Annotated in this window: 16 protein-coding genes; 6 read left to right on the forward strand and 10 right to left on the reverse strand. The window is 51.8% G+C overall.

Annotation, left to right across the window (positions count from 1 at the left end):
* Nucleotides 1-72: 72 nt before the first annotated feature.
* Both BLX24_RS10175 and BLX24_RS10180 read right to left on the reverse strand, forming a co-directional pair.
* The gene (locus tag BLX24_RS10175; RefSeq protein ID WP_071503016.1) at nucleotides 73-846 is read right to left on the reverse strand and encodes a LytR/AlgR family response regulator transcription factor; all 774 of its coding nucleotides are present in this window, start codon (nucleotides 844-846) and stop codon (nucleotides 73-75) included.
* Nucleotides 843-2,786 carry a histidine kinase dimerization/phosphoacceptor domain -containing protein gene (locus BLX24_RS10180; protein WP_071503017.1) on the reverse strand — a complete coding sequence of 648 codons (1,944 nt, stop codon included), beginning with the start codon at nucleotides 2,784-2,786 and terminating at the stop codon, nucleotides 843-845. The genes BLX24_RS10175 and BLX24_RS10180 overlap by 4 nt, the downstream gene beginning before the upstream one ends.
* 365 nt (nucleotides 2,787-3,151) lie before the next feature.
* On the opposite strand from BLX24_RS10180, the gene BLX24_RS10185 reads away from it, so the two are divergent.
* Nucleotides 3,152-4,789: a YCF48-related protein gene (locus tag BLX24_RS10185; protein ID WP_071503018.1), complete on the forward strand. Its 1,638-nt coding sequence runs from the start codon at nucleotides 3,152-3,154 to the stop codon at nucleotides 4,787-4,789.
* A 247-nt stretch (nucleotides 4,790-5,036) separates the two neighbouring features.
* On the opposite strand, the gene BLX24_RS10190 is transcribed toward BLX24_RS10185, so the two are convergent.
* From BLX24_RS10190 to BLX24_RS10200, 3 genes are all read right to left on the reverse strand, one after another.
* Nucleotides 5,037-5,663: a response regulator transcription factor gene (locus BLX24_RS10190; RefSeq protein WP_071503019.1), complete on the reverse strand. Its 627-nt coding sequence runs from the start codon at nucleotides 5,661-5,663 to the stop codon at nucleotides 5,037-5,039.
* 79 nt (nucleotides 5,664-5,742) lie between these two features.
* On the reverse strand, nucleotides 5,743-7,785 hold the full coding sequence (locus BLX24_RS33605) for an ATP-binding protein (protein WP_071503020.1): 2,043 nt from the start codon (nucleotides 7,783-7,785) through the stop codon (nucleotides 5,743-5,745).
* An 18-nt stretch (nucleotides 7,786-7,803) separates the two neighbouring features.
* Entirely contained in the window at nucleotides 7,804-9,735 is a 1,932-nt protein-coding gene (locus BLX24_RS10200) for a tetratricopeptide repeat-containing sensor histidine kinase (RefSeq protein ID WP_071503021.1), read from the reverse strand.
* Nucleotides 9,736-10,129: 394 nt separating this feature from the next.
* Here BLX24_RS10200 and BLX24_RS10205 point away from each other — a divergent pair, with 394 nt between their 5' ends.
* Nucleotides 10,130-10,651 carry an L-threonylcarbamoyladenylate synthase gene (locus tag BLX24_RS10205; RefSeq protein WP_071503022.1) on the forward strand — a complete coding sequence of 174 codons (522 nt, stop codon included), beginning with the start codon at nucleotides 10,130-10,132 and terminating at the stop codon, nucleotides 10,649-10,651.
* Between the two features lie 73 nt (nucleotides 10,652-10,724).
* The gene (locus tag BLX24_RS10210) at nucleotides 10,725-12,158 is read left to right on the forward strand and encodes a CCA tRNA nucleotidyltransferase (protein WP_071503023.1); all 1,434 of its coding nucleotides are present in this window, start codon (nucleotides 10,725-10,727) and stop codon (nucleotides 12,156-12,158) included.
* 85 nt (nucleotides 12,159-12,243) lie between these two features.
* Here the strand turns inward: BLX24_RS10210 and BLX24_RS10215 are convergent, their stop codons facing one another.
* From BLX24_RS10215 to BLX24_RS33610, 5 genes are all read right to left on the reverse strand, one after another.
* The gene (locus BLX24_RS10215) at nucleotides 12,244-13,926 is read right to left on the reverse strand and encodes a RagB/SusD family nutrient uptake outer membrane protein (RefSeq protein ID WP_071503024.1); all 1,683 of its coding nucleotides are present in this window, start codon (nucleotides 13,924-13,926) and stop codon (nucleotides 12,244-12,246) included.
* A gap of 18 nt (nucleotides 13,927-13,944) precedes the next feature.
* On the reverse strand, nucleotides 13,945-17,187 hold the full coding sequence (locus BLX24_RS10220; RefSeq protein ID WP_071503025.1) for a SusC/RagA family TonB-linked outer membrane protein: 3,243 nt from the start codon (nucleotides 17,185-17,187) through the stop codon (nucleotides 13,945-13,947).
* Between the two features lie 528 nt (nucleotides 17,188-17,715).
* Complete coding sequence (locus BLX24_RS10225) at nucleotides 17,716-18,249, reverse strand: hypothetical protein (protein WP_071503026.1); 534 nt, start codon at nucleotides 18,247-18,249, stop codon at nucleotides 17,716-17,718.
* Nucleotides 18,250-18,497: 248 nt separating this feature from the next.
* The gene (locus BLX24_RS10230; RefSeq protein WP_071503027.1) at nucleotides 18,498-18,710 is read right to left on the reverse strand and encodes a hypothetical protein; all 213 of its coding nucleotides are present in this window, start codon (nucleotides 18,708-18,710) and stop codon (nucleotides 18,498-18,500) included.
* A 225-nt stretch (nucleotides 18,711-18,935) separates the two neighbouring features.
* Nucleotides 18,936-20,360 carry a DUF6600 domain-containing protein gene (locus BLX24_RS33610; RefSeq protein ID WP_071503028.1) on the reverse strand — a complete coding sequence of 475 codons (1,425 nt, stop codon included), beginning with the start codon at nucleotides 20,358-20,360 and terminating at the stop codon, nucleotides 18,936-18,938.
* 228 nt (nucleotides 20,361-20,588) lie between these two features.
* On the opposite strand from BLX24_RS33610, the gene BLX24_RS10240 reads away from it, so the two are divergent.
* The 3 genes from BLX24_RS10240 to BLX24_RS10250 are packed head-to-tail and all read left to right on the forward strand — an operon-like array spanning nucleotide 20,589 to nucleotide 22,546.
* Nucleotides 20,589-21,155, forward strand: coding sequence for a DinB family protein (locus BLX24_RS10240; RefSeq protein WP_071503029.1), 567 nt, complete (start codon nucleotides 20,589-20,591; stop codon nucleotides 21,153-21,155).
* A gap of 59 nt (nucleotides 21,156-21,214) precedes the next feature.
* Nucleotides 21,215-21,640 carry an EVE domain-containing protein gene (locus tag BLX24_RS10245; RefSeq protein ID WP_071503213.1) on the forward strand — a complete coding sequence of 142 codons (426 nt, stop codon included), beginning with the start codon at nucleotides 21,215-21,217 and terminating at the stop codon, nucleotides 21,638-21,640.
* Nucleotides 21,641-21,655: 15 nt separating this feature from the next.
* Nucleotides 21,656-22,546, forward strand: a complete 891-nt coding sequence (locus BLX24_RS10250) for an RsmD family RNA methyltransferase (RefSeq protein ID WP_071503030.1) — start codon at nucleotides 21,656-21,658, stop codon at nucleotides 22,544-22,546.
* Nucleotides 22,547-22,672: the final 126 nt, after the last annotated feature.

The following is a 22,672-nucleotide window of genomic DNA, read 5'->3' on the forward strand; positions in this document are numbered from 1 at the left end:
TATGACCGGAAAACTACGCTATTGCCCGCTCTAAGTGAATTTACGCACTGTTGGCGGCCTTATTCCGCCTGTTTACCGGATCATGAAACTACGCAGAAAGTCATCGCGGTACTGCCGGCTGATCGGGTAGGTCTGGTCCAGAATCATGACTTCACTCTCCGTGAAGTTATCGACTTTTGTCACATTCACCGCGTAAGACCGGTGTGTGCGCACGAGCCGGCTGTAGTTCACTTTCTCCAGAAACATTCCCAGCGACAAGCGCAGCAGATAACGCGTCGTTGCCAGTTTGATCATCACATAATTTCCTTCCGCAATAATGCAGATGATGTCGGTCAGTTGTATTTTGATGAACCGGCCGTCTTTCTTGATAAAAATAACCTCATCGATCCGGAGGATACTGTCACGGCCAAGCGTAACCTCATGTTCAGGCACTTCCTCGTCCGGAGTGCCGGCCTCAATAGTTTCTTCGGTAAACCGATGCAGAGCCAGTTCGATAGATGTCCTGAGCGTCGATAGCTGATACGGTTTTACCAGATACGCCGCCGGCCGGGTTTCCTTCGCATTGTTAAAGGTAACGGTATCTGTAAACGCCGTGAGATAAATAACCGGAAATGAACGGATCGCACTCAGTCTCCGGATCACACCGATGCCATCGTATGGTCCCTGAATCTGCACATCACAAAGTACGAGATCAGGGGTATGGGCTTGAAACAACTCCAGGGCAGTGGTATAATCTTCTGCCACGCCAACTACCCTGTAACCTTCGGCAGTAAGCGTGTCGGCAATATCCATTCCCAGAATAAATTCGTCTTCAATCAATAAAATCTTAATAGCAGAGGTTGTCATTCAAGTACAAGTAAGTCCTGGTGTATGGGTAAGGTAAACCGGAACGTTGTTCCGGACTGATTTTCAATGGTGTATTCGCCTTTCAGCTGCCGGGTCAGGCCGTCGACCAGGCGGCGGCCAAAGGAGTTGATTTTGGTTTGCCAGATGCTGAGATCAATGCCCGGACCATTGTCGGTAATGTCAAGCCGGATCGCTTCCCCGCCCGCCTGTAGCGCAATGCTGAGCGTCGGCTGCGAGGCGCGGGAAAGTCCGTACTTGAAGGCATTGGTCAGCACCTCGTTCAGCAGCAGGCTCAACGGTACCGCCTTTTCGACGGGCAGAATGACCGTTTCCAGACTAAGCTGTACCCGCAGTGTGGCCGGCGTATAGCCATACGCGTCCGACAGCACCTGTACCAGGTTGGTGATAAAGACCGGTACGTCAATGGTGGTCAGTTCTTCTGATTGGTACAGTTGCTGATGAATCAGGGCCATGGCATCTACCCGCTGCCGGCTCTCGGCAAACACCTGTTTTGTCTTGTCGGGATCAATGTTGTTGCTCTGTAATTTAAGCAGGCTCGACACCACGGCCAGGTTATTCCGGACACGGTGATTCAGCTCGCGAAGGGCCAGCCGCAACCGTTCCGACTGCACATCGGCGCGGTCCCGTTCCTGCGTTAACTCCTTTGTCCGATCAGCGACGATGCCTTCGAGTTTCTGGTTTTGTTCCAGAATCATTGCTTCGGCCTCGTCTTTAAACAGCCGCACTTTATAACCGACGGTAAAGGCATAACCGGTGAGCGACAGCATGACAAAGATGTTCAGCATGAGCTGAATATCAACTGTCAGGTAGCCCTCGGTAGGCAAAAGAGCAATGGGCAGGAAAATGACCGGCCATATCTGTGAAACCAGCAGGTATTTTGCCGGTTTATATCCTCTCCGGGCTACATAAAAGTCGGAATAAAGCACAAAAAAGTAGCACATTCCGCTGAATGCGCTATTCAGATCCAGGACTAATTTAGTATCGAACAGGGCTATAATACTGATTAAAAGATACCCGAATCCATGCACGTAATAGCCATAGTGTATTAACCGGTTTCCATACCGGTTGACCTGTAGAAAATGGCGTTGAAACAGACAGGATGTAATTCCTACTACACCCAACAATATTGTAAATAATGTACTGCCGGAAAGCCAGGCGGGTAAATTAAAATAACCTGTTATCAGTCCTGCACCAACTATGTGTTGCACTAACTGCATGACAATATGCAGAAACAACAATAAATAGGCTGTTTCTTTACTCAACCACCAGGCAGACAGAATGAACAGGCAAATACCCAGCAAGTATCCGATAAAAATACTCTCCGATATATCCTGCAACTGAGTGGCCCGCAACAGGCCGGTCTCCGTGTAAATCCGTAACGGGCTTTGCTTTATCCAGACTCGTTCGATCCGCAGTAAGTATACTTTTTGCTGATGAGGCGCCAGTGCCAGTGGCATTAAAGCCGATGTATGCGGAATGTAAAGATCCTTCACGGATACATCCATCCCTCCCCTGCTGAGCAGCTTAGTTTTTTTCCCGTCCCATTCGTAGAGGTCAGCTTTCGAATACCCCCCGTGCGTAAGCATTCCATAAAGGTGCTCATGTGATTCATTACGAACGGAAAAGCGTAACCAGTAAACAATCTTTTCACTGTTCCCAATAGCTAATGACGTTGCATGGAACGGTTTAAATGCGTTCTGAAAGTTGGGGATCTCTGTACTGGTAACTGTTGATTGAAGCACCTCAGCAGAGCCTTCGAGCGTTCCGGTATAGTACTGATCAGTTATAATAATCGGCCGGGTCTGAGCTGTTGCCAGCCAGGGTAATACGACAAGAAGATAAATGATAAATCGTATCAGCAGCGGACGGCAACCAGCTTTTACGACCGGAGGTTCAAGTCGGGGGTAAACGGATGTCATAGTTTTACGGCGGCTCACTCAGTTTTTCAGGCCATATTCCGCTTCCGCTTTCCACATCCTGCATGGCGTTGCTAAGATACACGTAAACGGTAAACGCAATCATTCATATCGGTACTTATTTGCAAAATTTAATTTCCTCCACATACCAGTTCCTGCTACTCACATACCAAAGGCAGTTGGTCGTATACAATTTTCTGACAGCCAATAAGCCCTTGGTTAGCTTTAATCAAAAAATTAAACTTCCCATCCCAATGCATCCAGGATTACTGCACTTCTTTTATCCGCTTATTAAGAAAAAAAACGTTCCCGACGCTACCGCTATGGTAGCTAAATCTCAACTTATCCAGTACCTACACGCTTGTGCAATGGTTATGCTATTAAGCGTCCCTCTGTCGGCACAACACTGGAACGTACAGACCTATGGCTCAGCCTACGACATCAACAGTATGTTCTTTGTTAATGGAACGACAGGCTGGGGAGTTGGCGTAAACGGTGTTATCCGGAAAACAACCAACGCGGGCAGAACATGGACAGCACAAACGGTCAATACTGTTAATATCTTTAATAGTGTGTACTTCATTGACGCGTCAACAGGATGGGCTGCCGGGCAGGGTGGAATTGTTTACAAAACAACCGACGGCGGCGCTAACTGGGTTGCCCAGAACGCAAATACCACGAATGATATCTACTGGGTTTATTTCCTGAATGCATCGACCGGCTGGATGTCGGGAGCCTCGGGCATACTCCGCAAAACAACCGACGGAGGGACGACCTGGAATACACTATCATCGGGAACGGGCAATGGGCTGACCAACATCTATTTTGCAGATGCTAATACAGGCTGGTTTATCGGTCAGGCCGGATTGATCCGTAAAACAACGGACGGCGGTACTAACTGGACCACGCAGACGTCTAATACAACCCAGACCCTCAACAGCATGTATTTCACCAGTGCCTCGACCGGGTGGGTTGTTGGCGCAGGCGGTGTTATCCGGAAAACCACCGATGGCGGTACAACCTGGACGGCTCAGACATCAAATGTTGTGCCTAATCTTAACAGTACGTTTTTCGTTGACGCAACAACCGGCTGGATTGCCGGCAGCAATGGTGTACTGCTGAAAACGACCAACGGGGGCACCACATGGGTATCGCAAACATCGGGGACAACCAATGTACTCAGACGAATTTTCTTCACCGATTCCCAAACGGGGTATATCGTCGGGCATAGCGGTTTAGTATTAACCAGCTCAGACCTGACGGTAGCCGCATCGATCACGTCAACCTGTGCGAATAGCCCACTCTCGTTTACGGCCACAGGAGGTGGTTTCAGCCCAACCAGCTTTACCCTAAGCAGCTCACTACCGGGCTCTTCTTCTGCTACCTTCACAACTTCGTCACTCACGGCTACAGCAGGTACGGTTTCGGTCCCAACCACCGCTACTTATACCGTCAGAGCGACCGACGGCACCATCACCGAGCTGGCCAGCACAACGGTTACGATTAATCCGGTGCCTACCGGTTTTACGGTTGCCAGCGTAACCGTTTGTCAGGGTCAAGCCGCTACGCTGGTAGCCAGTGGCTGTCCGGCCGGCGGAACAGTGCGTTGGGAAGATGGGTCTATCGCTGATCGGTTTGTTAAGGCCACGGCCGGCAGTGTTTCGGCTACCTGTACGGTTAACAGCTGCACCGCAACCGCAAACGGGACGGCCACTTTCAGCAGCAATGTTTTTCCACCACCGGCGGCTATTGCCAGCCTGCAGGCCAGCACCGGCGGCTGCCCCTATTCGCTCAGCGGGCAGGCAACCGGCAACGGGTTTGTTTTTTCGGGGCCCAACGGGTATGTGTTCAGCAATGTATACCGGGACGGCGGCGCTTCGCAGCCGGTTTCGGCAACCGGCATTAAGGAGCCTGGTACCTACACCCTGACCGCCCTGTATTCGAACAGCTGCGGAACCAATACGGTGTCCCAAACCGTGGTGGTCAGCGGAAACCGGTGCCCGTAATACAAGAAACGTGTAGAGACAAGGCATGCCTTGTCTCTACACGTTTCTTGCTCGTGATCAATGCTCGTGTTGCCGGTCACCATCCGGTTTACCAGTTTGCCATGCAGCAGCGGACACTTGCCGAACATCTCACCGTATTGCTTCCGCATGTGGTATTGATCTGATGAGAGCATGCATGTATTCGATTAGTTGGGGGTTTATGCCCTTCAAATTTAAGCAACAATCGCCCCAAAAAACGCGTTTCTGCTTATCCGAACAAGCCCGTTTTCAACGCTTTGGCCACAGCCTCCGATTTTGAATTGACGTGCAGTTTTTCGTAAATATTGCAGATATGGGTCCGGACGGTTCCCATGCTGATGTCACAGTGGTAGGCGATGAGCTTGTAACTGTCGCCCTCAACGAGGCGACGCAGCACGGCCTGTTCCTTGTCGGTCAGTTCCAGTTTTACGGGTTTTGGCTGCTGAAAGGAGGCTAACACCTTGAGGGCTACTGTCGGGGTCATGGCTGCTCCACCGTTCATGACCGTCCGGATGGCATCAATGATCTCGTCGGCCGGTGTTTTTTTCAGTAAATACCCGACGGCTCCGTTTGAAATAGCCGCAAAAATCCGGTCGGGCTCTTCGAATACCGTCAGCATCAGTATTTTAGGCTGGTAACTGGTCTGACGCAGCAATTTTACGGCCTCGATACCCGTCCGTCCCGGCATGTCGATATCCATCAGTATTACGTCCGGCATGTCTTCCCGTACATTGTCAACAACCCGCATGGCATTGTCGTACAGCCCTTTCGACAGCATATCGTCGGTAGCGTCAATAAGTAACGCCAGCGTATCACGCAGGGAATGGTTATCGTCGTAGATGGAAACCCGTATCATATTGGCAGCAGTCAGCAGTGGAACATTACAGTTTTGTTAACAAAGGTAAACCAAGCCCCGTTAACCGTCTATCGGATAATTATATGATCGGAACAGATAAGGTAAGCGTTGTTCCCTGCTCGGGTTTCGACCTAACCGAGAAGTCGCCGTCCATGGCCCGCGCCCGTTGCTGCATGCTTTGCTGCCCGTTCCGGATACTCGCCTGACCGGTATCGAACCCACGCCCGTTGTCTTCGATAATCACCACCAGCTGGTCTTTCCGACGCTCAAACCGGACGGTCGCCTGAGTAGCGTCGGCATATTTCACCAGGTTATTAATCGCCTCTTTACCAATCAGGTACAGATTCCGGCGTACCTCCATCGTAATCGGCAGCAGCTCGATTTCCGGCTCAGCCGTCAGCGTAAAGCGGATATTTTTCGACTCCATCAGGGGCTGGGCATAATCGCGCAAGCGCTGAATGATTCGTTGGGTTGAGTCATTGCCGGGGTTAATGGTCCAGATGATTTCGTCGATGGATTCCAGAATATCGCGGGCATCGGCATATATTTTCTGAACCATGCGCTGCGCCGTTTCGGGGCGGTTCTCGCTCAGTAACCGGTCGGTATGCCCGCTCAGCAAAGAGATACTGCTCAGCGTACTGCCTACTTCGTCGTGCAGGTCCCGGGCAATCTGCTGCCGCAGCCGCTGGGCTTCCCGGAGGCGCCGCAACCGCGAACGGTTCAGCAGCCAGGCCGCCACCGCTCCCGCCAGCAACAGCAGCAAGGCTGCTCCCGCCAGAATACCATTCCGCTGCCAGGCAGCCAGCTCGTTTTCACGGGTAAGTACTGCCACTCTGGCCTTCTGATCCTTGAGCTGACCGGCATACTGCGCGGCTGCCGCCTTTCGGGTTACTTCCTCATTGACCAGGCTATCGCGATAGGTGTAAAACAAGGTCTGGTACTGATAGGCCAGACCGAACTTTTTCTGGCTGGCATACAAAACAGCCAGGGCTTCACTGGCATCCCGGATCAGGTCTTTTTTATGCGTCCGCATGGCAACGGCAAACCCCTGCTTCCCGTAAAAAAGGGCACTGTCGGGCCGGTTCAACCGACGATAGACCTCGCTGAGTGTCGATGAAATTTCGGCGGTCCACCAGTCGTTTTCGTCCTGCCTCGCCTTTACGAGGCCACGCGTACCATGTGCAATAGCCTCCCGGTTCTGACCCATAGCTGCATAAATTGCCGTTAACCGCGTATCGAATATCGTATTGGTTATTTCGGGATACTCTTTTTTCCGGACAGCCACGGCCTCGTCAAACGCCCGTAATGCCTTCGGGTATTGGCTGAGTGCTTCGTAGGCCGTCCCCAGCGATGACAGGACATAAAATTCCATATGGCGGCCCGCTTCACCACCCTGCTGCCGGCACACCCGGAGCGCCTGGTTCAGCACCGATACCGCCTGCCTGTGATCATTCAGCACAGTATACAAATGCCCCATCGCCCGTAACGGAAACAGCTGGCATTCCGGACACGGAATCGCCTGCGCACGCCGGAGCGCCTGCATGTTCCATGCCAGCGCTGCCGGATAGTTTCCGTCGACCATTTCATAATCCATGGCCAGCAGTCGTTCACAATCCGCCATCATCCGCTGATCATGCAGTGCCGTAGCGAGTGCCAGCGCCCGGCGATCATAGGCAAACGCCTGTTTTTTTTCGGTATTACTCATCCGTACCGCAGCAGCCAGGCCAGTCAGCAGCGGAACCGTCTGCGGCTTATTCCCGGTCGATTCCGACAGCCGGACGGCCTCCTCCAGCCAGGCAAACCCCTGTTTCGCCTTATCGGTAGCCGCCGGATTATTTCGGTTCATCGAATACAGCAGCATGCCGCGCGTAAATAAGGCTTTGGCCTGGCCTTCGGTATACCCCAGTTTACGGGAAAGGGTCAGGGCCTCAGCAGCCAGTGAATCATACTGACTAAACGGCAGCCCCCAGATATTGGTCAGGTCATTCAGCCGGTTGACGCGGAACGTATCCGCCTGCGGATGGCTTCGGAGCACCCGCCGAAGGCTGTCGATGGTTGCTTGCTGCGCAGAAACGATATGGCTCAGGCCCGCAAACAGACAAAACAGTACTGCTTTTTTCATAAATAGTTAAGTAATCGATTATAGCGTAGAGGCTAAGCCTACGGTCAGCTGCAATGCCGTCCCATGCCCGGCACGCGAGGTAATGATCAACTGCCCGTCCATCTCTTCCGCACGTCGTTTCATGCTTTGCTGGCCGTTTCGTATGCTCACGGCTTCGGTATCAAAGCCTTTTCCGTTGTCTTCAATCCGGACAACCAGCTGGTTTGTCTGCTTTTCAAACCGGACAGTTGCTTCTGTGGCATCGGCATATTTTACCAGGTTATTAATCGCCTCCTTACCAATCATATACAGATTTCTCCGTACATCCATTGGTATCGGCAGCGATTCCGGCAACTGATCGGTATCAAACGTAAAGCGAATATTCTTCGATTCCATCAAGGGCTGCGCATACTCCCGCAACCGCTGCATGATCCGTTGCAATGAGTCATTACCGGGGTTGATGGTCCAGATGATTTCGTCGATGGATTCGAGAATCTGCCGGGCATCGGTATATATTTTCTGAACCATGCGCTGCGCCATTTCCGGCCGGTTTTCGCTCAGCAACTTATCGGTATGGCCGCTCAGAAGGGAAATACTGCTCAGCGTACTGCCCACTTCATCGTGCAGATCCCGGGCAATCTGCTGCCGCAGCCGCTGGGCTTCTTCGAGCCGCCGAAGCCGGGCCCTGTTCAGCAGATATGCTGTTACAGCACCGGCCAGCAGCATCAGCAAGATGGCACCAATCAGGATAGCACTGGTACGCAGCCGGGCCTGAGCCGATTCGGCCCGTAAAAGTTTAAGCTGGCTTTCTTTCTGAGCGGTTTCATACTTTGTTGTCAGTTCCTGCGTATGTCGGGCGGCCTGCACATTAAACAGAGAATCATTCAGGAGCGCAGTCTGGTGTTCATACCGGTAGGCCAATTCGTATCGGCCACTTTTCTGATAAAAACCGGCAAGTGTCTGCATTCGCTTCCGGGTTTCGTCGGCATCACCAATCTGACGGGCAATTTGCAGGGCATTCAGCAGATTTTTTTCAGCAAGGGGATAGTGCCGGAGGGCCTGATAGGCCTGTCCGGCAATCCAGTAAACAGCGCCTAACTGATCGCTCAGTGAGTCTTTCCGGCAGATAACTTCGGAACGTTTCAGAAAGCGAAGGGCCTGCTGGTAATGCCCCAGGACCAGATGCACGCGGCCAATATTGGTCAGTACGTCTGACAAAGGCCCCCGCACCCCATAGCGTTCGGCCACAGGTAGCGCGTTCAGGTAGTGAATCAGCGCCTTGGGAAAGTCGGGCCTGGCCGATTCGCTCAGGGCATCTCCCATGTGATTTTCCGCTAATACCCGCATGCGCGGCTCCGGCTCCAGGCGGGAAACATCCAGGGCTTTTTGATAGTAACTCAGGGCCTGATCCGGCTTATTCATTACCTTCAGTACGTTGCCAACACCCAGGTAGGCGGGCGTAATCCGGTAGGTAATATGCCGTTGTTCGGCAAGTTTTATGGCAGCCAGGTAATAATGAAGCGACTGCGCATACGCATGATTGGCAAAATAGAGTACGCCCGTCAGACTAAGGAGCATTGGCCGGTGCTGAACCGGAATCCGGTTCGGATAAGCCTGCTCCAGCGCACGGGCCTTTTGCACATGGGCCAGCGCTTTGGCCGACTGATCCTGATAGTATAGGCTAAGCGCCCGGTTATAATACATCTGATGCAGGCCGGCAGGGTAATCAATCCGGTTGGCTAAGCGTTCGGTTTCCCTGAAGACGGAATCGGCCCGCTTAAATCCGGAATGCTGGAGGAGTTGCCAGCTGTACCGATTCTGCGTATCGACATAGGCCGAATCATAGACTCTGCCGCTAAGCCGGTTGGCTAATGAATCAAGCTGTTGGGCTGCCTGCCCCATTGCAGTCGAAAGGCTCAGCGAAAAGGCTACGACAAAAGACCCGATACATCCGAAGAAAAGAGCGCGCATAAATTCATTACAGATGTTAGTCCTAAATTACACAATACATATGGCATTATACTCCGAAAAACCACTGATGAGTGACTATGTATACACAATCTCCATCAGGCGTTAACAAACAGGTTCACGCATCAGGGGCATCAGGCTACCAAACCGACGAAACCGGCCTAACCCTTTCTAAAAAGCTAACAGACATATAGATAAGTTATGAAGCAGGGTGGTGGAAGTTACAATACATACGTTAAATCAGCAATAAGGTATTTATAGAGTGTACGGATCTTTACTCAATTAGTGTTTGCGAACCGGCTACAGGTTACACAGGCGACCGTCCTGGCCATCTATTCTTTCCGATCCTGCCCCGAATGTCTGAACTTCCCGTACCTTTGTGGGTTTAAACAAGGATATGACACAAACTGCACGTGATATAAGCTATGCCCTGCGCCAGGGCCAGTTAGTAGCCATCGCCGACGAAACCGGATGGTCCGTTGCGGCCGACCCGATTAATGATAACGCCGTTGAGCAATTGCTCGCCATTCAGCAGGAAACCGGTACCGACCTTTCACTGGTGATTCAGCACGCCGACCAGCTGGTGATGTATGTTGCCAAACTCCCCGACATCGCCTGGGAACTGGTTGATTTTTCGGAGAAACCACTTATCGTCATTTTTGAGAAAGGGAAAAACATCTCCCAAAAAGCCGGTCCGGAAGCGCCGATTGCTATCCGGAAAGCGCTGAACCCCGAAATTCAGCGCCTGATTGGTGGCTTCGGCCGTGGGTTGCTCACACTCTCATTCGGCAAAACGCAGCTCCCGAAAGTAGCCGAATCGGCTGTTAGCGGCCATTTCGGGGTACTGCCCAACAAAGTTCACCTGCCCCGTATCCTGAAACTGGGAGCAACGGGCGAAATTGAGTTTATCAGAAAATAGCGGTCAATCCGGAACCGCAGGCCGGTTCCGTACGGCTGTCCCGAAAACAGCTGGCTACAGACCCACAGTACGTATGAATTTTTCAGAAACCTTACAGACAAATCCTATCTTCGGTCTCGTTGCCCGGAAAGCGCATCAGTTGAATGTGCGGGCTTACGTGATCGGCGGATTCGTACGGGATTTGCTGCTGAAGCGGCCTTCTAAGGATATAGATATTGTCTGTCTCGGCAGCGGCATCGATCTTGCCGAAGCCGTCGGACGGGAAGCGGGCGTACCCGTTTCGGTATTTAAAAATTTTGGCACGGCCATGCTCAAAACCAGCCTTACCGACGAAAATGACGTCTGGGAGGTGGAGTTTGTAGGCGCCCGCAAAGAATCTTACCGCGCCGAATCGCGGAAGCCGATTGTGGAAGACGGTTCGCTGGAAGACGATCAGAACCGGCGCGATTTCACGATCAACGCCATGGGCATCAGCCTGAATCAGGCCGACTTCGGTGAGCTGATCGACCCCTTTGACGGGTTGGCTGATCTCCGCCGCAAGCTGATTAAAACCCCGCTGGATCCCGATATTACGTTTTCCGACGATCCGCTGCGGATGATGCGCGCCATCCGGTTTGCTACCCAGCTGAATTTCGACATCGATCCGGATACGTTCGACGCCATTATCCGGATGAACGAGCGGATCGATATTGTCTCGAAGGAACGGATTACGGATGAGCTGAACAAGATCATCCTGTCGGCCAAACCGTCGTATGGCTTCCGGCTGCTGGATGCGGCCGGCCTGCTACAACGCTTCTTCCCCGACTTTGTGGCGCTGAAAGGGGCCGAATTCGTGGAAGGCAAAGGACACAAGGACAATTTTTTCCATACCCTGCAGGTACTCGACAACGTGGCCGCCCAATCCAACGATCTCTGGCTGCGCTGGGCGGCAGTGCTGCACGACATTGCCAAGCCTGCTACCAAACGTTTCGACAAGCGGGTGGGCTGGACGTTTCACGGCCATGAAGACCTCGGCGCGCGCATGACGCCCGGCATTTTCCGGAGCCTGAAGCTCCCGCTGAACGAAAAAATGCGGTTTGTGCAGAAACTGGTAAAGCTCCACCTCCGGCCGATTGCCCTCGTCAAAGAGCAGATTACCGATTCGGCCCTGCGCCGGTTGCTGTTCGATGCGGGGGAGGATCTGGAAGCGCTCATGACACTCTGCCGCGCCGACATTACGTCGAAAAACTACGAAAAGGTGCAGAAACACCTCCGGAACTTCGAACGGGTCGAACAGAAACTGTATGACCTTGAAGAACGGGATAAACTCCGGAGTTTCCAGCCGGTCATTACCGGTGAGCTGATTATGGAGACCTTCGGACTACAACCGTCGCGCGAAGTCGGCAACATCAAAGTCATTATCCGGGAAGCTATTCTGGATGGTAAAGTGGCCAATACGATGGAAGAGGCCTTTCCGTTTATGCTCGAAATCGGGCGGCAACACGGCTTTACGCCGGTAGCCCGGTAGCATTCCCAAACGAAAAACCCGTGGAAACCGGTTTGATTAAACCGGCTCCACGGGTCAGCTACAGGCTGTGTGTTAACCTTACCCGCTAGTAGTTCGGGTTGCGGGTTGCTACACTCGACGTCGTCGGATTCAGTTCAGCCTCGTCGGCCGGTACATCCCAGTAGTCCATGAAGTTATAGCTGATCGTAACGTTCTTGTTCACCACACCGGCCGTTGTCACCACGGTGTTTCCGTAGCTACCACCACCGACGGAGATATCGTATGTCCAGCCCCAGCGGCGGCTATCGTAGTAGGCCAGGCCACGGCTGAAAAGCGACACACGGCGCTCTTTGGTCAGCTCGCTCATGGCGGCGGCGGCGGTCAGCCCTTTACCGGCAACGGCAGCAACACCCGCTCCCTGTGCCGTACGTACCGCATCAATCAGTTTCAGCCCGTCTTCCGTTTTACCCAGGCGGATATTGGCTTCGGCCAGCATCAGTGCGTTTTCTTCGTAGCTGCCGGCAATGTAAACCTCAATCGCACCAGCCGATTTACTACCATACACATACACCCCTGACAACCCTTTACCGTCGGCAATCATGCTATAGCGGGTTGTATAGATGTAGTTGTTTTTATAGGTCGTGGCGGTGTTAAAGTTGTTGGCCACCCGCTGATCACCCGTATTGTAGTTCTGCATAAAGCGCTCGCTGATCTTAAAGGTCGTTGAGGTATTGACCCCTGATGTAAGCGACGCCACCGTTCCGCCCGACGGGGAGAAAAACGAGTTCGACGAGGTACTGCGGCCGGTAAATACGTTATCCCCTTTCTGGATCCCGTTGGTAGTCAGCGTAAACACGTTATTCCAGTCGGCTGCAGTCATCGCCGACATCGACGATTTTGAGATCGTAGCACCCAGGCTGCTTTTTACAAACGGAGCCAGCTTGTTTACCAGAATATTACGGGCCAGCATGGTATTGATGCTGCGTTTCCATTCGGCAATACCCGGTACTGCTCCCAGACCAACCTGATTGGCTTCCGGAATCATGGCTGACAAGGCTTCTGTATAATCCGTAGCACTGGTGACAGCCCCCAGCGTTGTCGCCGCCAGATTGAAATATTTGTTCGAGGCATCAATGATGGCATCGTGCGACACGTAATTGCTGTTGGTCTTACCGGCTTCATCCTGAATCAGGCCGGCATAGTACATGGAGCCGATTGAGGCATAGGCATACCCTTTCCACCAGTAGGCCCAGGCTTTTACCGTGTTGGCTTTCGAAGCTTTATCGCCGGTAAACGGAATGCCGTCTACCAGAGCCAGCACCTGGTTACAGGCGTTGTTGAGCGAATACATGTTCAGCCACTGGTAATAGATGGCGTTGTTACCTGCGCCTGTGGCCGCCCGGCTGTTATAGGCCCGGATAATGCCCACCTGCGGTGCCGAGTTGGTTTGTTTGGTGCCATCGTCCAGAATAATGTAATCCGGCTGCCCGATGGTCGTTACCTGGTTGTTAGATGCATCGGCGCCAACCATATCGGCCATCAGTTCACTGTAGCCCCATGGCAGGGAGAAATAGCTGTTTCCCAGCCAGCCGTCTCCGTTCAGGAAACCATTGATGTAGACGCCCCCCTGCGCAAACTGGTACAGACCGGTTTCGGTATTCACGTTAGCCGCCAGTGTCGGCGCATTCGGGTTACCGACATCGAGCTGATCCTTACAGGACACACTACTGAATAACAGGGCAGTACAGAGAGCGGAAGTATAAAATGTATGTTTATTAAACAGTTTCATAGTCTGAAGAATTAATGATTAAAACCCGATGTTCAGGCCGATTTGGTACGACTTCGTGTTGGGCAGTGTGCTGTGGTCGACGCCCCGGTCGAATGAAGAGTTCGACGCACCCGAGCTGATTTCCGGATCATACCCTGTGTACTTCGTAAACGTCAGCAGGTTACGCCCTGTAAACACGAGCTGTACTTTCTTCAGATACGGTGTCTGGATCACTTTGGCCAGATCGAATGCCAGGGATACGTTCCGCAACCGGACAAATGAGGCATCTTCAAAGAAGAAATCCTTTGTCGCGTTGTTACCGGCACCACGTAAGCTTCCCCAAAGACCATAATATGCACTTGACCAGTAAGCCGTATAAGCGCCTGTTTTGCCGTCGATGGTTACTGGTTTGGTGAAGTCGCCGCTGATACCGTCACGATACATCCATTCTTTGGTCTGGTTATACAGGTGGCTGCCATATACCCAGTCAAACTGGAAATTCAGGGATACAAAATCCTTGTAAGTAAACCCATTGATAAAGGAAGCATTGAATTTCGGATTCGGGTTACCTAAGGCATACGTCTGGTTAGTAAACTGAATCTGATAGGTCGATTTGTCAACGACACGGCCATCCACTAAGGTGTATTTACCTTCGTCGCTCGCAGCGATGTAACGCTGTCCTTCCTGATTTTTATAATCCAGACTGGTCAGTGCTTTATAGCCGTAAATCTGACCGATAGGCTGACCCGGTGTCAGTACCAGGGCCGTACTGCCGGCTGATGTAGTCAGGATGATGTCGGCTCCGCCCGAAATCGCGTCGATCTTAGATACCTGATGGCCGAAGTTTGTCGTAAAATCCCACTTAAAGCCACGGGCGTTAAAGACCGGTATATCGAGTGAGAACTGAACCCCCGTTGATGACATGTCAATGGCATTGGTCAGCTGACCGGTAGACCCCAGCGACGGCGGTACGCTCACGGTGTAAATGACGTTACCGCTCTTGCGTTTCCAGTACGTGAGGCTGGCATTTACCTGCCGCAGCCAGGCTCCGCCAGGATTGGTATTGACGGTAAAATCGGTACCGATCTCAAGTTCTTTGGACACCTCTACCTGTAGATTCGGATTCTTCGTGGTTGTCGGGATAGTATAAACCAGCGACGAGCCCAGGTTTTGCTGGCTTAACACCGGATACCGGTCAAAAGCGTTGGGCTGAATACCCGCCTCGCCATACGCGGCCCGTAACTTAAAGTATGGGATTGAATTGCCGATCGGGTTGTTTTTCAGGAACGACAGCGGATTTACGTGCGCATCAAAGTGCGGGAACGTAAATGGCGTTGAGCCCCCCCCGAAAGCCGATGACCAGTCACTCCGGAACCCGGCCGTCAGCCCGCCATAATCACCGAAGTCAATTTTTTGGTTGACCAGATACCCGTATGTAATAAAGGGAGTTACTATATCTTTATCCACTGCCTGTGACTTGGTTGCGGCAATGTTATACGGTGGTGCCGTACTCAGGCCGATGCCGTATGTATTATACTCAGACGACTTGTTTTTGCGGTAATCGAACGTAATCTGGGTGCTGGTCTGAATAGGCAGGTCAATGTTGAAATCGTCCTTAAAGTTGGTCCGGATGTAGGCCGTACCGAGGAAGTTCTGGAACGTATTTGTATACACATAGTTGTTGATCTCTCCCTTATTATCCGGCGCAAAGTTGCTGGCCCATGATTCGTAATACTCCGAGCTCCCGTTCTGCGACTGGTTGTAATACGTCTGACGCAGTGTTTCGGTACGGTAGTCGATACCATATTTAGCATCCAGCTCCACAAACTTATTCACCTTATAGTTGGCGTTGAAGTTCTGAATCGCGTTTACCTTGTTATTGACGGCATCCGTATACGCCGCCTGATAGAACGGGTTACCGGCGTTCACACTAAGGAAGTCGGCCGTCGGATAAACCGGATAGGTACCATCGGCCAGCGTGCGGGTCAGATCAAAGAACGGGGAGGTATTCAGAAAGCCGTAGACGGAGCCGACATTACCGGTTCCTGTACCAAAAACGGCCCCCAGTCCGGGCTTGAGTGTATTCTTGGTGTACACCAGCTGCGTCGACGAACGGATGGTAAAGTTTTTGAACAGCTCCGTACCCAGGTTTACCGATACGTTGCTGCGATCAACATATCCGTTCTGTTTTGTCAGGATCGGCGATGTTGTGTGGTTGTTGGCAACCGAAATGTTATAGTCGCTCTTATCCGACGCACCGGAAATGCTCAGCGTATTGTTGGCGGTGCGACCGGTCTGAAACACCTGCTTGAAGTGATCATAATACTTCAGATTGGCATTGTAGGCCTTGCTGGCATCGTTGCGGATATCCTGAATAGCATACCGGGTAGCCCCGCCATACTGATACGAAATGCCGGAGATAGCCCCATATTCGGTATAGTCCAGAATAGTTCCCTTCGAATCCACGATGTTGTTGCTGGCATCGGTCAGGTACGGATGCTTATCGGCCTTGTGTACGTTGCCGGTGTTCAGGAACTCGTTTGTCGAGTAGCTTGTCGAGAAGTTAATGGCCGTCCGGCCTTTTTTCCCTTTTTTTGTGAAGATCTGAATAACCCCGTTGGCGCCCTGTGCCCCGTAAATAGACGCTGAAGCAGCCCCCTGAGCCACCTCAATCCGGTCGACGTTGCTCAGATCAAGTGAATTGATATCCGTGGCGGCTACCTGTACCCCATCGACCATGATCAGCGGTTTGGTGCCTCCCTGCACGGAGTTAATACCACGCAGCAGGATGTTGACAGGGTCGCCGGGGTTACCACTGACCGACGAGATCTGCGCTCCGGGAATTTTCCCGATCAACGCCTGGTCAATTGAAGCGGTTGGTGTCTGCGGCAGTTTTGCGGCCGAGATACTTTCTACCGCAATCCCCAGGTTGGCCTTACTTGTGGCCACCCCACTACCGGTTACCACGACTTCATTCAGCAACCGGGAATCGGAGACCAGCGCCACGTTCAGTTCTGACTGAGCGCCGACCGCAATCTCCTTTGGCGCAAAGCCTACAAAACTAAAAACAACTACTCCTTTTTCCGGTACCGAAAAGGTATACGTACCATTAGCGTCTGTTGTTGTGCCTTTACTGCTCCCTTTCAGCGAAATAGATACACCAGGCAAAGGTGCACCGTCTTCTGAGCTGGTCACTTTGCCGACAATTTTCCTTTCCTGCGCCCATGCCGTGGCAAAGAGTGAACACACTAGCAGCATGCTCACAAATAAAGATCTCATCATGATTGTTTGGTTAGTTAAGAAAATGTGTTGTCCGGCAAATTAACTCCCTCAAAACCATTCAACAAATTCGCATTAACCTGTTTTTAACAATCATAAATTTTGATTTTACACAAATATACAGAATAATATTCCAAGTAGACTCATATTAAAACTATATTAAAAAATGCAGGTATTCAGATTAAAAAGAGTTAATATTTTTTAATTCCTGACGAGTATCATTGTTTACAAAACATGGCAACACCTTGATTACGCATAATATTATTTTAACTATTTATTGTTTAACAAAATATATTTTTGCATATTAACAATAACCCAACATAGACTTATAAATGAACAAGTAACCAGCTGTTGATACTAAATCTGATAGCAGTTGGCTGGTATGTCGCTATGTCTTTTGCTGATCCGCATCAGTTTCACCGGTAAGTAGCAAACACGCCGGGAACACGCTCTGAAATGTCTGTATCAGGCTCCTGCTCAGAAGCCTGATACGGACGGCATTAGTCTGGATAGCATCCGTAAAGACATTTATTACCAGGAGGTCGGTAGAAACGTGCTTACGTTTGTGTCGTTTTTATTAAAGCGCACGACAAAGTTTTGTTTCCCGTTACTCCCTTTTTGAATGGTATAGTAATAGGTCTGAACCTTTAGTTCAGAGCGTTCCATAGGCCGGTTTACGTTTTTACCCGGAATGCAGGAATAAAAGCCGCGGTATTTGCCTTCGGCCGGCTTTGTTGTGAACGACCCGTTAGCCTGATCGAAGTCAACACTCCCCTTTTCGTACGAAAACGCCTCTGTCCGGCAGTTGCTGTAATCACGGGTCGCGGCCACAAAATATTTTTCATAGGTCCCGTTTTCCTTAAAGTCAAACACGACAGCCAGTTCAAACGGATTCCCCTGATAGGCCCCGTCGTATGACCAGAACTCACTCATGGCAAAGGAACCATACATCCATTTCCCGACCGCCCCGGTATCCATTCTGCCACCGGGAATTACATTGTCTTTCGTCTGGCAATTCATACAGAGCATGGCCATTGTTACTACTGAAAAAAGTATACGTTTCATGTTATGTGCGGGGCATCCCCCTTGATTTGTTGTTTATAAATTGATTTTGCTGATGTCCGTTAACAAAGTGGCTATTTAGCAGCCAGCTGCGCGGCTGTATTTTTCTGCGCGATGTTATTCTTCAGTTTCGGTACTGGTTTCAGGTAGTCATAAATTGCACCGGATTGGTGGTGTCGGGCATCGGAATCAGCTGCTCAGGATAGTTGCCGGGTTTTAGTACGGTCCATGGCAGCCGTTTGGCGACCAGGCTATACGCAGCCAGAGGCGCTTCCTTCTTCGATGCCTGTACCGGAAAACGATCCGAGCGCCACCCGGGCTTCCGTTACGTCGACGTGGATTTCGGGCGTAACCGGCGGAGCATACGTACGCATCCGCCATACCGACAAATACGCACAAAACGCGGCCACAATCAGCGCGAATCCACCGATGCTAAGGCCAATGATTCTGAGTACTTTTTTCATGAGTATTGTTGTTTGAATTGTATCCGGCACCCTTTTACCGGATGACTGGACAAAACTCTGGCGACAACGTCATGAAACCAGCGTTCATCTGGCGGAAACGACAATCAGACCAGACGAACAGGCAGAAATAATCCGTGAAGTGTTTGCCCCGCAGACACAAAAAAACGCCGGACAGGTTACCCGTCCGGCGTTTCCGCAACGCTACTTTCTACTTTCTCATGAAAATTATCTTGGTCCGCGGCGGCCGTTTCCGCCCTGACCGCCGCCCAGGTCCGGGTTGGGCGCCGAACGTTGTTCCTGTCCGCCACCGCGCTGCTGATATTGTCCGCCGCCGGACTCCTGACGACCTCCCCCGCCTGCCTGAGGCATGGTTGGCTGACCCGGAGCCTCATACCGGCGTGAGGGCTGTCCTCCCCGCTGTGCGTCGCCGCCATAGCCACCGGTATTGTTCGATCCGGCATCGGCCGGCCGGCCACGGAACCCACCGTTATCACGCCGGCCCCAGCCCGATTCGCTGCGACGGTCAGGCGTGGTGGTCTGGCCATTGTCCTGCGGCTGATACTCAGGCCGCTGACTGCGGTCACGGTTATTGTCGGCGCCACCGTTCGAGGGAGCGTCCGGGCTTTGGTACCGGCCCCGGTTATTGTCATACCCACCGTTCGAAGGAGCATTCGGGCTTTGATAACGGCCGTTATTACCGTTGCCGGGATACGCACGTGCCCCGTCGTTCATATCACGCGAAGGACCCGGATACGTACCGGTCCGGTTTGACTGCCCCCGCGACGGATAATTGTCAGGGCCGTTATTGCGCCAGCCGTTGTTTGTGCTGTAGCTGCCACCACGGCGTTCGTACCAGCTGTTATTATTCCGTGAATAGCCTCCCGAACGGTATACTTCGTGGCTGCGGTAAACCGGTACGCTACGACGGGTCACATATTCGATATCACGGCGGTTTGGTCCATAATAATACGTGCGGTTATTATACCGGTGATAGTTATTGATAATCACCGTATTATTGAAAAACGCGCCATAGTTGTTCCGCGGCAGACAGTAGCTGTAGACCCGTGGACTGGTAATGTACATCTGGGGCACAAACACCCAGTAGTTGTAAGGGATATTTACGTTCAGGCTGATGTTAAGACCAGGGCCCAGCGGTGCCCATCCGTAATAACCGCCACCCGACCGCCACGCAACCCAGGCAGGGGCCCACTCACGGCCCGGTACCCATACCCAGCCACGGTAGGCGTCAGAATACCAGCGGCCATAGTGGAACGGTGCCCATCCCCAGGCATAGTCAGAAACCCAGGTATTGCCGTATTCTGTCATGACCCAGTGGCCGTTGGTCGCATAAGGCTGAAAGCCGGGTTCGACACGCGGCATCCAGACACGACCGTATTCCGGTGTGTTGACCCACTGTCCGTACGGGCTGAGTTCATCATAAAAACTGTCAACCGGCCGGTCTACTGTATAGTCGCCATATTGATCATAACCGGTATCGTAGCCGGGCTGGTCATAGCCATAGCCGGGCTGGGGCTGACCGCCATACAGCGGGTCGTAGCTGGTCTGCGCCATTGCACCGGAGGCAACGGACAGGCCTAGTACACTTAGTAAAATCCGGAAAATAACGCGGGCACTCCGTTGCGTATTCATGGCTTTATGTGATCAAAATCAATGTCTGATAGTTAGACGAAACACACAATCAAAGGTTTAACGATCAATAACTTTTTTTGAACATAAAGCTGCCGTTCCCGTCAGAATTCCATATCATGGGCTAATTCTGTACATTTTCCGATAAACAAACCATTAATTATTGCCTTAACTTTGCACATTATTTGATGGCGGGATGTTATACAATCCCATTGGCAACCTCTTTATTTCATGGAAACTGCTCAAAACGACGAACTCATACGGATCATCGATCTTTTAAATACAACCTACGAGAGTGAAGAAACCTGGCATGGCCCTTCGGTGGTGGAAGTCCTGCGGGACGTAACGCCGGATATGGCCGGCCGACGCATTACCCCGAATACACACTCGATTGCCGAACTGGTTTTTCACATGACCAGCTGGCGCATTTTCACAGTAAAAAAAATGCAGGGTGACCCGGCGTTTGATATCCTGACACCGGAGAAAAATTTCGGTTCGCTGCCTGATAAAATCGACGATTTTGAGTGGGAAGCGCTTCAGATGGAACTGAGTCTGAGCCAGGAAGAACTCATCAACGAACTTGACAAGCGGGACGACGACGAATTTCTGGAAGACATTGTACCAGGCCGGCCCTATACCTATTATGACCTGCTGCATGGGATGATCAACCACGATGTCTATCATACCGGGCAGATTGCCATTCTGCGGAAAGCACTGACGTTCAAAAGCGCCGGAATGTCGAGCCACTACAATGATGATGAATTCGGCGGCGCTTACGACAACGACGATTATTATTGATTAAATCCCGGGGCACCGGTTGACGGATGCCCCGTTTTATTAACTCATTTTACGTTCCATTGAACTACTGGTTAGTTAAATCAGAACCCGATGCCTATTCGTGGGATCGGTTTGTCAGGGAAGGGCGCGCGATCTGGGACGGCGTCCGGAACTATCAGGCACGCAACAACCTGAACGCCATGAGGAAAGATGATCAGGTTTTATTTTATCACAGCGTTACGGGGATGGCCGTTGTGGGTCTGGCCCTTGTTGACCGCGAAGCCTATCCCGATCCGACCGATCCGCCGGCGGCAAACGGCAAGCCTACTCCCTGGGTGGTGGTCGAGCTCATTCCTGAAATTGCCTTTGCCCGGCCCGTTACTTTGGCACAAATCAAGGCAGAGCCGCTGCTCGGCAACATCTCACTGATCCGCCAGTCGCGCTTATCGGTTATGCCGGTAAAACCCGACGAGTTTGAACTGATCCTGGCCATGGGTCTTCAGTAACCTCATCTCAAGCCTATGCAACTGTTAACACCCGCTCCATGGCCGGATTACGAACTATTGGACAGCGGTAATTTCGAAAAATTAGAGCGGTTCGGCCGCTATACACTCGCCCGGCCCGAACCGCAGGCCATCTGGGACAAATCACTTTCCGAACAGGAATGGAAACGGCTGGCCGACGCATCTTTCCGACGCGACAAACAATCGCCTGAGCGCGGTGACTGGACCATCAGCCCGGGCATGCAAGTTCCGTGGATGATTAATTTCAGACAACAAGGCCTTGATTTACGCTTTAAGCTGGCCCTGACGACGTTCAAGCACGTGGGGATTTTTCCGGAACAGGCAACCAACTGGACCTTTATCCATGACCGGATTCAGGCGCTGCGTCAGCAGGGTGTCGAACGCCCGAAGGTGCTCAACCTGTTTGCCTATACGGGAGCCGCCTCCCTGGCCGCCCGTCAGGCCGGTTCAGACGTCACCCACGTTGATGCGGTGAAGCAGGTGATCAGCTGGTCGCGTGAAAATATGGAAAACAGCCAGCTCGAAAACATCCGCTGGATTGTCGAAGATGCGCTCAAATTTGCCCGCCGCGAAGCCCGCCGTGGAAATACCTACCATGGCATCATCCTTGATCCGCCGGCCTATGGACGCGGTCCGGAAGGCGAAAAATGGGTGCTCGAAGAACATCTGAATACGCTGTTGCAGTCTTGTGCAGAATTGCTCGATAAAACAAACTTCTTTTTTATCATCAACCTGTATTCACTTGGTTTTTCGGCACTTATCCTCGACAACCTGATTCAGCAACACTTCGGAAACCAGCCCAAAGCAGAATGGGGCGAACTGTTTCTGAACGATTCACACAAGAAACGCCTGCCACTTGGTGTCTTTTATCGGTTTTCTTCCATTTAAAAGACGTATCTTTGCGGAAGGTGAATAACACGTTTATTACCGGACACGATTACAGGACGGTATCTGGTACTAAAAATCCTGTTCAGCCTGTAATCCTGTCTTACAATTTTTTTTGTCAGTTAAACC

This window comes from Arsenicibacter rosenii (assembly GCF_001870735.1).
In the GTDB taxonomy this organism is placed as follows: domain Bacteria; phylum Bacteroidota; class Bacteroidia; order Cytophagales; family Spirosomataceae; genus Arsenicibacter; species Arsenicibacter rosenii.